Source organism: Enterobacter sp. PGRG2 (genome assembly GCF_030291195.1).
Classification (GTDB): Bacteria; Pseudomonadota; Gammaproteobacteria; order Enterobacterales; family Enterobacteriaceae; genus Enterobacter_D.
The window spans coordinates 1,005,365-1,018,731 of sequence record NZ_CP127837.1; the positions used below are offsets into that span (position 1 = coordinate 1,005,365).

Consider the following 13,367-nt stretch of genomic DNA (forward strand, 5'->3'; position numbering starts at 1 on the left):
TTTAGTTAACCATTCATTGTCATTAACCCTACAAACCTTAACTGGCAGGGCCACTTTTACAGACAGTGTGACGTGCAGACGAGCGCAGACTCGCCGCGCGACAGGATAAATGGCCCTCAGGAGATCTTCATGAGCCTCTGGCAACAAAATTACGATCCGGCAGGGAATCTGTGGCTGTCGAGCCTTATCGCCTCGTTACCGATCCTGTTTTTCTTCTTCGCCTTAATTAAGCTCAAGCTGAAAGGCTACGTCGCCGCCAGCTGGACGGTTGCCATCGCGCTGGCCGTTGCCCTGTTCTTCTACGATATGCCGGTGGATAACGCCCTCGCCTCGGTGGTGTACGGCTTCTTCTATGGCCTGTGGCCGATTGCGTGGATCATCGTCGCGGCGGTCTTTGTCTATAAAATCTCGGTCAAAACCGGCCAGTTTGAGATCATTCGCTCGTCCATTCTCTCCATTACGCCGGACCAGCGCCTGCAAATGCTGATCGTCGGCTTCTCGTTCGGGGCCTTTCTGGAAGGGGCCGCGGGCTTTGGCGCGCCGGTCGCCATTACCGCTGCGCTGCTGGTGGGGCTGGGCTTTAAACCACTGTATGCCGCCGGGCTATGCCTGATCGTCAACACCGCGCCGGTGGCGTTTGGCGCGATGGGTATTCCCATTCTCGTGGCAGGCCAGGTAACCGGCCTCGACAGCTTTGAAATCGGCCAGATGGTGGGCCGTCAGCTGCCGTTCCTGACCATCATCGTGCTGTTCTGGATCATGGCGATTATGGACGGCTGGCGCGGCGTGAAGGAAACCTGGCCTGCGGTGATCGTGGCGGGCGGCTCCTTTGCCATCGCCCAGTACCTCAGCTCTAACTTTCTCGGGCCGGAACTGCCGGACATTATCTCCTCGCTGGTTTCGCTGGTGTGCCTGACGCTGTTCCTGCGCCGCTGGCAGCCGGTGCGCATCTTCCGCTTTGAAGATGTGAATGCCACTGCGAATGATGCCGCCGTTACGCCGAAATCCTACTCCCGCGGGCAAATCATACGCGCCTGGTCGCCGTTCCTGTTTCTGACCGCCACCGTCACCCTGTGGAGCATTCCGCCGTTTAAAGCGCTGTTTGCCCCTGGCGGCGCGATGTACGACTGGGTGATTAATATCTCCGTGCCGTATCTGGATAAGCTGGTGGCGCGTATGCCGCCGGTAGTGAGCGCGGCCACGCCTTATGCGGCGGTGTACAAATTCGACTGGTTCTCCGCCACCGGCACGGCCATTCTGTTCGCGGCGCTGATCTCCATCGTCTGGCTGCGTATGAAGCCGAAAGAGGCGCTCTCCACCTTCGGCAGCACGCTGAAAGAGCTGGCGCTGCCGATCTACTCCATTGGCATGGTGCTGGCGTTCGCCTTTATCTCCAACTATTCCGGCCTGTCCTCGACGCTGGCGCTGGCGCTTTCCCATACCGGTCATGCGTTTACCTTTTTCTCGCCGTTCCTCGGCTGGCTGGGGGTATTCCTGACCGGCTCCGACACCTCATCGAACGCGCTCTTTGCCGCCCTGCAGGCGACCGCCGCCCAGCAAATCGGCGTCTCGGATGTGCTGCTGGTGGCGGCGAATACCACCGGCGGCGTAACCGGCAAGATGATTTCGCCGCAGTCTATCGCCATCGCCTGCGCGGCGGTGGGGCTGGTGGGTAAAGAGTCCGATCTGTTCCGCTTTACCGTTAAACACAGCCTGATTTTCACCTGCATGGTGGGAGTGATCACTACACTTCAGGCATACGTTCTGACCTGGATGATCCCATGATAGTGATGCCCGTGCGTCTGTCCGACACCATCGCCGATCGCTTGCGTGCGCTGATAGACGAACAGCAGCTTGAGCCGGGGGCGCGTTTGCCCGCCGAGCGCAAGCTGGCCGCCCAGCTTGGCGTCTCCCGCAATTCCCTGCGGGAGGCGATTGCGAAGTTGATCAGCGAAGGCGTGCTGCTCAGCCGACGCGGCGGCGGCACCTTTGTGCGCTGGCCGCAGGAAGACTGGACAGAGCAAAATATTGTTTATCCGCTGAAAACCCTGATGGCAGACGATCCGGACTACAGCTTCGATATTCTGGAAGCCCGCCATGCCATTGAAGCCAGTACCGCCTGGCACGCCGCCCTGCGCGCCACCGCTGCGGATAAAGAAAAAATTCAGCTCTGCTTTGACGCCACCCTGAGCGATGACCCGGATCTCGCTTCGCAGGCGGACGTGCGCTTTCACTTAGCCATCGCCGAAGCTTCGCACAATGTGGTGCTGTTGCAGACCATGCGCGGCTTTTTCGATCTGCTGCAACTGTCAGTGAAACAGAGCCGCCAGCGGATGTATTTCGTGCCGCCGGTGTTCGCGCAGCTCACCGAACAGCATCAGGCGGTGATGAACGCGATTATGGCCGGTGACGCCGAAGGCGCGCGTAAAGCGATGATGCTGCATCTGGAATTTGTGCATACCACCATTAAACGATTCGATGAAGATCAGGCCCGCCAGGCGCGTATCACCCGTCTGCCCGGTTAACCCAATAAACTGTCAGGGAGAAACCCATGATTATTTCCGCCGCAAGTGATTACCGCGCCGCCGCGCAGCGCATCCTGCCGCCCTTTCTTTTTCATTACATCGATGGCGGCGCGTACGCGGAATATACGCTGCGCCGCAATGTGGAAGATCTCTCGCAGGTGGCGCTGCGTCAGCGCGTGCTGAAAAACATGTCCGATTTGAGTCTGGAAACCACGCTGTTTAATGAAAAACTGTCGATGCCGGTGGCGCTGGCTCCGGTCGGGCTGTGCGGCATGTACGCGCGGCGCGGCGAAGTGCAGGCGGCAGCGGCTGCCGATGCGAAAGGCATCCCTTTCACCCTGTCGACGGTATCCGTCTGCCCGATTGAAGAGGTCGCCCCGACCATTAAGCGCCCGATGTGGTTCCAGCTGTACGTCCTGCGGGATCGAGGCTTTATGCGTAATGCGCTGGAGCGCGCAAAAGCGGCAGGATGTTCAACGCTGGTGTTTACCGTGGATATGCCGACGCCAGGCGCGCGTTACCGGGACGCCCATTCCGGCATGAGCGGCGCCAATGCGGCGATGCGCCGTTACTGGCAGGCGGTGACGCATCCGCAGTGGGCGTGGGATGTCGGCGTCAATGGCCGTCCTCACGATCTGGGCAACATCTCCACCTACCTCGGCAAGCCGACCGGGCTGGAAGATTATATTGGCTGGCTGGCGAATAACTTCGATCCGTCGATCTCCTGGAAAGACCTGGAGTGGATCCGCGAATTCTGGGACGGCCCGATGGTGATCAAAGGGATCCTTGATGCAGAGGATGCGCGCGATGCAGTGCGCTTTGGCGCAGACGGCATTGTGGTATCGAACCACGGCGGCCGCCAACTGGACGGCGTGCTCTCGTCTGCCCGCGCGCTGCCCGCCATTGCCGATGCGGTGAAAGGGGACATTGCGATCCTTGCAGACAGCGGCATTCGTAACGGGCTGGACGTGGTGCGAATGATTGCCCTGGGCGCAGACACCGTGCTGCTGGGCCGTGCCTATCTGTATGCGCTGGCGACCCACGGCCAGGCGGGCGTGGCGAACCTGCTTAACCTGATCGAAAAAGAGATGCGCGTGGCGATGACGCTGACCGGGGCGCGTTCGATCAGCGAAATCAGCCGCGACTCGCTGGTGCAGAACGTTGAGCATGAATCGGTGTTTGCGCCGGTGAAAACAGGCGATGCCGCCTGATTTTTGCTATGCTGCCCGCCATTATTGAGGGGGCAACATGCTGAACATTGTTTTATTCGAACCTGAAATCCCGCCGAACACCGGGAACATTATCCGCCTGTGCGCCAACACCGGTTTTCGCCTGCATATTATCGAACCTATGGGTTTTACCTGGGATGATAAGCGTCTGCGCCGCGCCGGGCTGGATTATCATGAATTTACCGCGGTGGTGCGTCACGCTGACTACGCCGCTTTTGTGGCAGCGGAAAATCCGCAGCGGCTGTTTGCCCTGACCACCAAAGGCACGCCGGCCCACAGCGCAGTGAGTTATCAGGACGGGGATTATCTGATGTTTGGCCCGGAGACACGCGGTCTGCCTGCCGCCATTCTGGACGCGCTGCCCAAAGAGCAGAAGATCCGCATCCCGATGATGCCGGACAGCCGCAGCATGAACCTGTCTAACGCCGTGTCGGTCGTGGTGTACGAGGCCTGGCGTCAGCTTGGCTATCCGGGCGCGGTACTGCGCAGCTAGCGTTAAATACCGTCGCCGTACTCGAAGCGGTGATTCGCGCCGTTAAAATGCTGATCCATATCCATCGCGGGTTTGTCTGACTCCGGCTTGCCGACAATGCGGGCCGGTACGCCCGCCACCGTGGTGTGCGGCGGCACCGGTTGCAGCACCACCGAACCCGCGCCAATCTTCGCGCCGCGCCCGACTTCGATATTGCCGAGAACTTTAGCCCCGGCGCCAATCATTACGCCTTCACGGATCTTCGGATGGCGATCGCCGCTGGTTTTGCCGGTCCCGCCGAGCGTGACCGACTGCAAAATCGAAACGTCGTCTTCCACCACTGCCGTTTCCCCCACCACAATGCCGGTGGCATGGTCGAGCATAATGCCGCGGCCAATCTTCGCTGCCGGGTGAATATCCACCTGGAAGGACACCGATACCTGATTTTGCAGGAAAATCGCCAGCGCGCGGCGGCCCTGATTCCACAGCCAGTGACCGATGCGGTAAGACTGCAGGGCGTGAAAACCTTTCAGGTAGAGCAGCGGCGTGGAGTATTTATCCACCGCCGGATCGCGGGTGCGCACCGCCTGAATATCGCAGGCGGCGGAGGCGATCATTTCCGGGTCGGCAGCGTAGGCTTCTTCCACCACTTCACGAATGGCGATGGCGGGCATGATTGGCGACGCGAGTTTGTTCGCCAGCATATAGCTCAGCGCGCTGCCGAGGTTTTCGTGCTTGAGTAAGGTTGCGTGATAAAAACTGGCCAGCATTGGCTCACAATCGGCCAGCGCCCGGGCTTCGGCTTTAATATTATTCCAGACGAGATCCAGTTCTTCACACGGCATTGCATACTCCAGGCGAAATAAAATGACCGGCCACTCTGCGATGGCCGTGTCAGTGATGAGGATTAGGGAGCCGGATGGCTGGTACGCTCATCCTTGCGGGAGCGGCCTAACAGGGTCAATGCTGCCTCGCGCGCATTTTTTCCGCAATACAATACTTGATAAATTTCCTCGGTTATTGGCATTTCAACACCAAAGCGGTGTGCCAGCTCGCGGACTTCTTTGGTATTGCGGTACCCTTCGACCACCTGGCCGATGCTCTCCTGTGCGCTTTTTACGTCCATGCCCTGACCTAAGGCCATCCCAAAACGACGGTTACGGGACTGGTTGTCGGTGCAGGTTAAGACCAGATCGCCCAGACCCGCCATGCCCATAAAGGTGGAGGGATCGGCGCCCAGCGCTACGCCCAGACGGGACATTTCGGACAGACCACGGGTGATCAGCGCGGTACGCGCATTCGCGCCAAAACCGATGCCGTCAGACATGCCCGCGCCGATAGCAATGACGTTTTTCACCGCCCCGCCCAGCTGCACGCCGATAAAATCCGGGTTGCTGTAGACACGGAAACTTTTGCCGCAGTGCAGCAACTGCTGCAAATCTTCAGCGAAAACCTCATCGGTGGAGGCAAGTGAGATGGCCGTCGGCAGACCTGCCGCCAGCTCTTTGGCGAAGGTTGGCCCGGAGATTACTGCCAGCGGAATGGCATCGCCCAGCGCTTCACGCGCTACATCCTGCAACAGACGGCCCGTTTCGGCTTCTAAGCCTTTGGTCGCCCATACCACGCGCGCGTCGTCGCGCATCAATGGTTTGATTTGTCGCAGCACATCGCCAAAGACATGGCTTGGCACCACCACCAGAATATTGCGGCTTGCGGCAAGCGCCGTGGCTAAGTCGCTCTCAAGGTGCAGCGTGTCGGGGAAAGGCACATCCGGGAGGAACGCCACGTTGCAACGGTCGTGTTGCAGTGTCGCGATATGTTTGGGATCGTGGCCCCAAAGCACCACTTCATGGCCATTTCTTGCCAGGGTAATGGCAAGAGCGGTGCCGTAAGAGCCGGCACCGATCACAGTCATATGAGCATTTATCGTACTCATCAGGCATCCTGAGGTTGTTCGGTACCTTCGCCTGCCTGCTGCTGCAAATAGTTCATGAACAGCGCATCGAAGTTGACCGGTGCAAGGTTCAGCTGCGGGAATGTACCGCGGGAAACCAGGCTGGTGATGCATTCACGGGCATACGGGAACAGAATGTTCGGGCAGTATGCGCCTAAGCAATGCGCCATCTGGGTACCTTCGATACCGCCAACGGAGAAGATACCAGCCTGCTGGACTTCGCACAGGAAGGCCGTTTCTTCGCCCAGGCTTGCGGTCACGGTGACGCGCAGCACCACTTCATAAACGTCTTCAGCGAGCTGGCTGGAAGCTGTATCCAGATCCAGTTTCACTTCCGGCTGCCAGTCTTTCTGGAAAACGTGCGGCGCGTTTGGCGCTTCGAAAGACACATCCTTGGTATAAATACGCTGGATCTGGAAAGCCATTTCGGTGTTATTTTGTTCTGACATGAGTAGTCCTTAGTGTTGTCCTAAATACGCTCTAGCGTAACAGGGGATCGAGTCCACCACGCGCGTCCAGCGCATACAAGTCGTCACAGCCGCCAATGTGCTGTGCATCAATAAAAATCTGCGGCACGGTCGTACGGCCACTACGTTGAATCATCTCTTCGCGCTTCACCGCATCGCCATCAATCGGCAGCTCTTCGAAGGCAACGCCTTTGCTGTTGAGCAATGCTTTTGCGCGATGGCAAAACGGGCAGGTCGCTTTGGTATAGATTTCAATGTTGGCCATGACAGCACTCCACTTATGATTTATTTACCGCGAACAAGCGGGAGGTTTTCACCACTCCAGCCAGCTACGCCATCTTTCAGTACATAGACTCGTTCGAAGCCCGCTTTAATCAGCTCGTTCGCCGGAGCCTGGGCCTGCATACCGGCACCATCTACCACAATAATGGGTTTGCTTTTATTTTTCTCAAGCTCGCCGAGGTTATTGTTTTTGATATCGTTAGGCAGCACGTTGTGCGCGCCCGCGATGTGGCCTTTGCGGAAATCATCACGCTGGCGCAGATCCACAACCACCGCATCTTCTTTGTTGATCAGACGCGTTGCTTCACCACGCGTGATGACTTTAACTTTCGACACCAGACCCTTGAAGGTGGTGAACAGCACCGCCGCCAGTAAGACAACCCATGCGATACAAAGTATGGGGTGACGGCTAACAAATTGCATAATTTCTTGCATGGAGGGCAACAACTCCCGACTCAATGATTAAAAACCAGGAAAGGAGTATACCTGTGCGGTGTAGCAAATACAGCCAGCGAGCACAACGGAATGCATTTTCTGCGGCGCGTTACGAAAAAATTGCCTGAAGCCATTAAAAACACAGCCCTTCCCCACCTCATTCTTTGATCTTCTGCGGCTATTTGATCGATTCAGCTGTAGTAAAATTACGCAAATTTTTGACTCATGAGCATGAGGTTGTCGCAATGTCGGTTTCTAAAAAACCTATGGTACTGGTGATCCTCGATGGCTATGGCTATCGTGAAGACCAGCAGGATAACGCTATTTTTAACGCTAAAACGCCGGTCATGGATGCCCTGTGGGCGAAACGTCCGCATACGCTGATTGACGCATCCGGCCTGGAAGTGGGTCTGCCGGACCGCCAGATGGGCAACTCGGAAGTCGGTCACGTCAATCTGGGCGCGGGCCGTATCGTTTATCAGGATCTGACCCGTCTGGACGTAGAAATCAAACAGGGCACCTTTTTCAGCAACCCGGCGCTGACCGCTGCGGTGGATAACGCCACCACCAGCGGCAAAGCCGTGCACATCATGGGCTTGCTGTCTGCGGGCGGCGTGCACAGCCATGAAGATCACATTCTTGCGATGGTCGAACTGGCAGCTCAGCGCGGCGCAGAAAAAATCTATCTGCATGCTTTCCTGGATGGCCGCGATACCCCGCCACGCAGCGCAGAATCGTCCCTGAAACGCTTCGAAGACAAATTTGCTGAACTGGGCAAAGGCCGCGTCGCCACTATTATTGGTCGCTACTATGCGATGGACCGCGATAACCGCTGGGATCGCGTGGAACAGGCGTACAACCTGCTGACGCAGGCGAAAGGCGAGTTCCAGGCCGACAGCGCGGTCGCAGGTTTACAGGCGGCCTATGCCCGTGATGAAAACGACGAATTCGTTAAAGCGACAGTGATCCGCGCCGAAGGCCAGGCGGATTCCGCGATGGTCGACGGCGATGCGCTGATTTTCATGAACTTTCGTGCCGACCGCGCCCGCGAAATCACCCGCGCCTTTGTGAATGCCGATTTCGACGGCTTCGCCCGTCAGAAAGTGGTGCAGTTAAGCGATTTCGTCATGCTGACCGAATATGCCGCCGATATCAAAACGACGGTGGCTTACGCACCGGCGTCCCTGGCGAATACCTTCGGCGAGTGGATGGCGAAGCATGACAAAACCCAGCTGCGCATTTCCGAAACCGAGAAATACGCCCATGTGACCTTCTTCTTTAACGGCGGCGTTGAAGAGTCGTTTGCCGGCGAAGATCGCATTCTGATCAACTCTCCGAAAGTGGCGACTTACGACCTGCAGCCGGAAATGAGCAGTGCAGAATTAACTGAAAAACTGGTCGCAGCGATCAACAGCGGCAAGTATGACGCCATCATCTGCAACTACCCGAACGGCGATATGGTAGGACATACCGGCGTCTTTGAAGCGGCGGTTGCCGCTGTCGAAACCCTGGATAACTGCATCGCGCAGGTCAGCGAGGCGGTGGAGTCCGTGGGCGGTCAGCTGCTGATTACCGCGGATCACGGCAATGCTGAGCAGATGCGCGACCCGGCCACCGGCCAGGCGCATACCGCCCACACTAACCTGCCGGTGCCGCTGATCTATGTGGGCGACAAAACCGTGAAAGCGGTGGATGGCGGCAAACTTTCCGACATCGCGCCGACCATGCTGGCGCTGATGGGCATGGAAATCCCGCAAGAGATGACTGGTAAGCCGCTGTTCATCGTGGAATAATCGCTCCCCATGAGGGGAAAGGCGATTTTTTCAAACACCTGGACTGTGTCGATCCGGTCCGTGATCTACGCCAGCGCGCTCAGCGCTGGCGTATTGTTGTGCGCCTTTTCAGCCCACGCGGATGACCGCGACCAGTTAAAATCCATTCAGGCAGACATTGCCGCCAAAGAACGTGCCGTTCGTAAGCAACAGCAGCAGCGCAGCACTCTCCTCGCCCAGTTAAAAGCGCAGGAAGAGGCGATCTCTGCCGCCGCCCGCTCCCTGCGCGAAACCCAGAACACTCTCGGCCAGCTCAATAAACAAATTGATGAGATGAATGCGTCTATCGCCAGACTGGAGCGTCAGCGCGCCAGCCAGGAGCGTAATCTGGCCGCGCAGCTTGATGCGGCATTCCGTCAGGGCGAACACAGCGGGATGCAGATGATCCTCAGCGGCGAAGAAGGCCAGCGGTCGCAGCGTCTGCAGGCCTATTACGGCTACCTGAATCAGGCGCGTCAGGAAACCATCGCCCAGCTCCAGCAAACCCGCGAAGAAGTGAACTCTCAGAAAGCCGAGCTGGAAGAGAAGCAGAGCCAGCAGCAAACCCTGCTTTATGAGCAGCAGGCACAGCAGGCTAAGCTTGAGCAGGCGCGCAACGAGCGTAAGAAAACCCTCGCCGGCCTGGAGTCATCCATCCAGCAGGGCCAGCAACAGCTGAGCGAACTGCGGGCTAACGAATCACGGCTGCGCAATACCCTTGCCCGCGCCGAAGCCGCCGCCAGAGCGCGGGCGGAACGTGAAGCGCGCGAAGCCCAGGCGGTGCGCGATCGCCAGAAAGACGCCTCGCGCAAAGGCACCACCTATAAGCCGACGGAAAGCGAACAGTCGCTGATGTCCCGCACCGGCGGCCTGGGGTCGCCACGCGGCCAGGCCTACTGGCCGGCACGGGGCACTATCCTGCATCGTTATGGCGAACAGTTACAGGGTGAGCTACGGTGGAAAGGGATTGTGATCGGCGCCTCTGAAGGCAGCGAAGTAAAAGCCATTGCCGATGGCCGTGTGATCCTCGCCGACTGGCTGCAGGGCTATGGCCTGGTGGTGGTGGTTGAACACGGTAAAGGCGACATGAGCCTTTACGGCTATAATCAGAGCGCGCTGGTCAGCGTGGGCACGCAGGTGCGTGCCGGTCAACCGATTGCCCTTGTGGGCAGCAGTGGCGGTCAGGGCAGACCTTCACTCTATTTCGAAATTCGCCGCCAGGGTCAGGCGGTCAATCCACAGCCGTGGTTGGGAAGATAAGTTTTGCTTCAATTTCGTCGTCTGATTGTTGCTGTTGTCAGCGTTCTGGTTTTCACCGCCCCGGCGTTTGCCGGAAAACTCGCCATCGTGATCGATGATTTTGGTTATCGTCCGCACAACGAAAATCAGGTGCTGGCGATGCCTGCCGCCATCTCTGTTGCCGTGCTGCCCAATGCGCCTCATGCGCGGGAAATGGCGACCAAAGCGCATAATCTGGGCCACGAAGTGCTGATTCACCTGCCAATGGCCCCGCTCAGCAAACAGCCGCTGGAAAAAGACACCCTGCGCCCGGACATGAGCAGTGATGAAATCGAGCGCATCATCCGCAATGCGGTAGACAGCGTGCCCTATGCCGTTGGCCTGAATAACCATATGGGCAGCGCCATGACCTCCAGCCTGTTCGGCATGCAGAAGGTGATGCAGGCGCTGGCGCGTTACGATCTCTATTTTCTCGACAGTATGACCATCGGCAACAGCCAGGCAATGCGCGCGGCGACCGGCACCGGCGTAAAGGTGATCAAGCGTAAAGTGTTCCTCGACGATACCCAGAACGAAGCCGATATTCGCCGCCAGTTTAACCGCGCGGTAGAACTGGCGCGGCGTAACGGCTCGGCGATCGCCATCGGCCACCCGCACCCGTCGACAGTGCGCGTCCTGCAACAAATGCTGCCCACTTTGCCGCCGGATATCACGCTGGTACGTCCGGGCAGCCTGCTGAACGAACCGCAGATCGACACCTCAAAACCTGTGCTGACGCCGCCCGCCAGCCAACCGCAGGCACCGCGCAACCCGTTCCGCGGCGTGAAGCTGTGTAAACCGAAGACAGCCCCTGAGCGCGTTGATGCGACGCGTTTCTTTAGCGTGCTGAGCGAAAGCATCAGCGAGAGTCCGCTGGTGAAATACGTGCAGGGCCAGTGGCAGGGATGGGGCAAAGCCCGCCAGCAGGCGGGCTGATGATCAGATCAGGCGGCGATTTTTTTGCGTTTTCGGCAACGCCGCCTTTTCATCCTGATGAATATACCAGGCTTTGAAATATTTCAGAAAACTATAAAGCGTGGCATATAAACCGGTTACCACCCCGACTTTCCCGCTACGCCATGCCCCGCTAAACAGATACCATTTAAAAAACGCGCCTATGGCGCTTATTATGCCGCGCCCGATTGACGGTTTCACCTGCTGATATTTCACCAGCCGCGAGGTATAGCTGTTGAGTTTGTTGAAAACTTCATGCAAAGAATAAAAGGTATCGTGGCGCACGCGTCCGGGAATTTTTACCGAAGTGCTAAAGCCTTCGACTTTATCGTCCACCGGTCGATCGTTAAAACGCGCATGCTGACGGTTGAATAATCGCACCGGAAAATCGGGGGACGACACCGGATAAAGGGTGCGCACTTCTTCCCCCAGCACATACCAGTAGCGGGAAAGCCGCCACGCCTGGTCAGGGGGAGGCGTCTCTCCCGCTTTCAGACGTAAAATAAAATCAATGGTTTCGGGATCCAGCACTTCATCGCTGTCCAGACATAACACCCAGTCATTGGTCGCCAGACTGATGGCATAGTTCATCTGCGCGCCATGCATAGTGTAAGGGTGGTGGTGAATAACCAGTTCATATTCATGACATATATCCAGGGTGGCATCGCTGCTCCCGGAATCCACGACAATAATTTCATCCGCCACCGCTAAAACGGGCGGCAGAACCTCACGTAATAATCGCGCTGAATTACAGGTCAGCAGACACACGGATAAGGTGAACATACAGTCAATCGCACCTGTTAATAGGATCGTCAATGCATGTTATAACCGGATATTAAAAAAGGTGATAAAGAAATCATGCTTTCGCTATTAAAAATGCAGAAAGATGTGATGGGGCTAAAAAGGCACCCGAAGGTGCCTTTTATTTAATCCCAGCTCAGAATGACTTTTCCTGACTGGCCCGAACGCATGGCGTCGAAGCCTTCCTGGAACGCGTCAATGGGGAAGCGATGGGTGATGATCGGCGTTAAATCCAGACCAGACTGGATGAGCGCCGCCATTTTGTACCAGGTTTCGAACATCTCACGACCGTAAATGCCTTTAATGAACAGGCCTTTAAAGATCACTTTATTCCAGTCGATGGACATCTCTGACGGCGGAATACCCAGCAGCGCAATACGCCCGCCGTGATTCATGGTGTCGAGCATGGTGCGGAACGCTGCCGGCGCGCCGGACATCTCCAGACCCACGTCAAAACCTTCGGTCATGCCCAGCTCGGCCATCACGTCGTTCAGGCTCTCGTTGGCAACGTTGACCGCGCGGGTGACGCCCATTTTACGCGCCAGATCCAGACGGTATTCATTCACATCGGTGATGACGACATGGCGCGCGCCGACGTGTTTCGCCACCGCCGCCGCCATGATGCCAATCGGGCCTGCGCCGGACACCAGCACATCTTCGCCCACCAGATCGAAAGAGAGCGCGGTATGCACTGCGTTGCCGAACGGATCGAAAATAGACGCCAGTTCATCGGAGATATTGTCCGGGATTTTGAAGGCGTTAAACGCCGGGATCACCAGATATTCAGCAAAGCAGCCCTGACGGTTGACGCCCACGCCGATAGTGTTGCGGCACAGATGCGTACGACCACCGCGGCAGTTACGGCAATGACCACAGGTGATATGCCCTTCGCCGGAAACGCGATCGCCGATTTTAAAGCCTTTCACTTCCTGACCGATGCCGACCACCTCGCCGACATACTCATGGCCCACGACCATAGGTACCGGGATCGTCTTCTGTGACCATTCGTCCCAGTTATAAATATGCACATCCGTGCCGCAAATTGCGGTTTTACGGATTTTAATCAGCAGATCATTATGTCCGACGTCCGGCTTCGGTACATCGGTCATCCAGATCCCTTCCGCTGGCTTCAGCTTGGATAAGGCTTTCATTACAGGTC

The 13,367-nt window shown here is 57.3% G+C and carries 14 protein-coding genes; 7 read left to right on the forward strand and 7 right to left on the reverse strand.

Features of this window, described 5'->3' with window-relative positions; translation table 11 throughout:
• Positions 1 to 129: 129 nt before the first annotated feature.
• Genes lldP through trmL form a run of 4 tightly spaced genes read left to right on the forward strand, consistent with a single transcriptional unit; the run spans position 130 to position 4,247 of the window.
• Positions 130 to 1,785: an L-lactate permease gene (gene lldP, locus QRD42_RS04290; protein WP_318377490.1), complete on the forward strand. Its 1,656-nt coding sequence runs from the start codon at positions 130 to 132 to the stop codon at positions 1,783 to 1,785.
• The gene (gene lldR, locus QRD42_RS04295; protein ID WP_321988255.1) at positions 1,782 to 2,525 is read left to right on the forward strand and encodes a transcriptional regulator LldR; all 744 of its coding nucleotides are present in this window, start codon (positions 1,782 to 1,784) and stop codon (positions 2,523 to 2,525) included. Before lldP ends, lldR begins: the two co-directional genes overlap by 4 nt.
• Before the next feature lie 26 nt (positions 2,526 to 2,551).
• Complete coding sequence (gene lldD, locus QRD42_RS04300; protein WP_321988256.1) at positions 2,552 to 3,736, forward strand: FMN-dependent L-lactate dehydrogenase LldD; 1,185 nt, start codon at positions 2,552 to 2,554, stop codon at positions 3,734 to 3,736.
• Between the two features lie 37 nt (positions 3,737 to 3,773).
• Positions 3,774 to 4,247 (forward strand): tRNA (uridine(34)/cytosine(34)/5-carboxymethylaminomethyluridine(34)-2'-O)-methyltransferase TrmL, encoded by a 474-nt coding sequence (trmL, locus tag QRD42_RS04305; RefSeq protein ID WP_072571062.1) that lies wholly within the window; start codon positions 3,774 to 3,776, stop codon positions 4,245 to 4,247.
• A gap of 2 nt (positions 4,248 to 4,249) precedes the next feature.
• Here the strand turns inward: trmL and cysE are convergent, their stop codons facing one another.
• From cysE to QRD42_RS04330, 5 genes are all read right to left on the reverse strand, one after another.
• Positions 4,250 to 5,071, reverse strand: coding sequence for a serine O-acetyltransferase (cysE, locus tag QRD42_RS04310; protein ID WP_072571061.1), 822 nt, complete (start codon positions 5,069 to 5,071; stop codon positions 4,250 to 4,252).
• A gap of 62 nt (positions 5,072 to 5,133) precedes the next feature.
• Positions 5,134 to 6,162, reverse strand: a complete 1,029-nt coding sequence (gpsA, locus tag QRD42_RS04315) for an NAD(P)H-dependent glycerol-3-phosphate dehydrogenase (protein ID WP_129363858.1) — start codon at positions 6,160 to 6,162, stop codon at positions 5,134 to 5,136.
• Positions 6,162 to 6,629, reverse strand: coding sequence for a protein-export chaperone SecB (gene secB, locus QRD42_RS04320; protein WP_072571059.1), 468 nt, complete (start codon positions 6,627 to 6,629; stop codon positions 6,162 to 6,164). The genes gpsA and secB overlap by 1 nt, the downstream gene beginning before the upstream one ends.
• A 31-nt stretch (positions 6,630 to 6,660) precedes the next feature.
• Entirely contained in the window at positions 6,661 to 6,912 is a 252-nt protein-coding gene (gene grxC, locus QRD42_RS04325; RefSeq protein WP_218336023.1) for a glutaredoxin 3, read from the reverse strand.
• 20 nt (positions 6,913 to 6,932) lie between these two features.
• The gene (locus tag QRD42_RS04330) at positions 6,933 to 7,364 is read right to left on the reverse strand and encodes a rhodanese-like domain-containing protein (protein WP_072571055.1); all 432 of its coding nucleotides are present in this window, start codon (positions 7,362 to 7,364) and stop codon (positions 6,933 to 6,935) included.
• 245 nt (positions 7,365 to 7,609) lie between these two features.
• Here QRD42_RS04330 and gpmM point away from each other — a divergent pair, with 245 nt between their 5' ends.
• The 3 genes from gpmM to QRD42_RS04345 are packed head-to-tail and all read left to right on the forward strand — an operon-like array spanning position 7,610 to position 11,389.
• Positions 7,610 to 9,157: a 2,3-bisphosphoglycerate-independent phosphoglycerate mutase gene (gene gpmM / locus QRD42_RS04335; protein ID WP_072571053.1), complete on the forward strand. Its 1,548-nt coding sequence runs from the start codon at positions 7,610 to 7,612 to the stop codon at positions 9,155 to 9,157.
• A 9-nt stretch (positions 9,158 to 9,166) separates the two neighbouring features.
• On the forward strand, positions 9,167 to 10,435 hold the full coding sequence (gene envC, locus QRD42_RS04340) for a murein hydrolase activator EnvC (RefSeq protein ID WP_321988259.1): 1,269 nt from the start codon (positions 9,167 to 9,169) through the stop codon (positions 10,433 to 10,435).
• Positions 10,436 to 10,438: 3 nt separating this feature from the next.
• A complete protein-coding gene (locus QRD42_RS04345; protein ID WP_072571049.1) occupies positions 10,439 to 11,389 on the forward strand; it encodes a divergent polysaccharide deacetylase family protein in 951 nt (316 codons plus the stop codon).
• A 3-nt stretch (positions 11,390 to 11,392) separates the two neighbouring features.
• On the opposite strand, the gene QRD42_RS04350 is transcribed toward QRD42_RS04345, so the two are convergent.
• Positions 11,393 to 12,190, reverse strand: a complete 798-nt coding sequence (locus QRD42_RS04350) for a glycosyltransferase family 2 protein (protein WP_072571047.1) — start codon at positions 12,188 to 12,190, stop codon at positions 11,393 to 11,395.
• Positions 12,191 to 12,333: 143 nt separating this feature from the next.
• The gene (tdh, locus tag QRD42_RS04355) at positions 12,334 to 13,359 is read right to left on the reverse strand and encodes an L-threonine 3-dehydrogenase (RefSeq protein ID WP_321988261.1); all 1,026 of its coding nucleotides are present in this window, start codon (positions 13,357 to 13,359) and stop codon (positions 12,334 to 12,336) included.
• Between the last annotated feature and the right edge of the window lie 8 nt (positions 13,360 to 13,367).

Bases quoted from the DNA above. Each gene is read 5' to 3' on its own strand.
- lldP (WP_318377490.1), top strand. From the start codon at position 130: ATGAGCCTCTGGCAACAAAATTACGATCCGGCAGGGAATCTGTGGCTG.
- lldR (WP_321988255.1), top strand. From the start codon at position 1,782: ATGATAGTGATGCCCGTGCGTCTGTCCGACACCATCGCCGATCGCTTG.
- lldD (WP_321988256.1), top strand. From the start codon at position 2,552: ATGATTATTTCCGCCGCAAGTGATTACCGCGCCGCCGCGCAGCGCATC.
- trmL (WP_072571062.1), top strand. From the start codon at position 3,774: ATGCTGAACATTGTTTTATTCGAACCTGAAATCCCGCCGAACACCGGG.
- cysE (WP_072571061.1), bottom strand. From the start codon at position 5,071: ATGCCGTGTGAAGAACTGGATCTCGTCTGGAATAATATTAAAGCCGAA.
- gpsA (WP_129363858.1), bottom strand. From the start codon at position 6,162: ATGAGTACGATAAATGCTCATATGACTGTGATCGGTGCCGGCTCTTAC.
- secB (WP_072571059.1), bottom strand. From the start codon at position 6,629: ATGTCAGAACAAAATAACACCGAAATGGCTTTCCAGATCCAGCGTATT.
- grxC (WP_218336023.1), bottom strand. From the start codon at position 6,912: ATGGCCAACATTGAAATCTATACCAAAGCGACCTGCCCGTTTTGCCAT.
- QRD42_RS04330 (WP_072571055.1), bottom strand. From the start codon at position 7,364: ATGCAAGAAATTATGCAATTTGTTAGCCGTCACCCCATACTTTGTATC.
- gpmM (WP_072571053.1), top strand. From the start codon at position 7,610: ATGTCGGTTTCTAAAAAACCTATGGTACTGGTGATCCTCGATGGCTAT.
- envC (WP_321988259.1), top strand. From the start codon at position 9,167: ATGAGGGGAAAGGCGATTTTTTCAAACACCTGGACTGTGTCGATCCGG.
- QRD42_RS04350 (WP_072571047.1), bottom strand. From the start codon at position 12,190: ATGTTCACCTTATCCGTGTGTCTGCTGACCTGTAATTCAGCGCGATTA.
- tdh (WP_321988261.1), bottom strand. From the start codon at position 13,359: ATGAAAGCCTTATCCAAGCTGAAGCCAGCGGAAGGGATCTGGATGACC.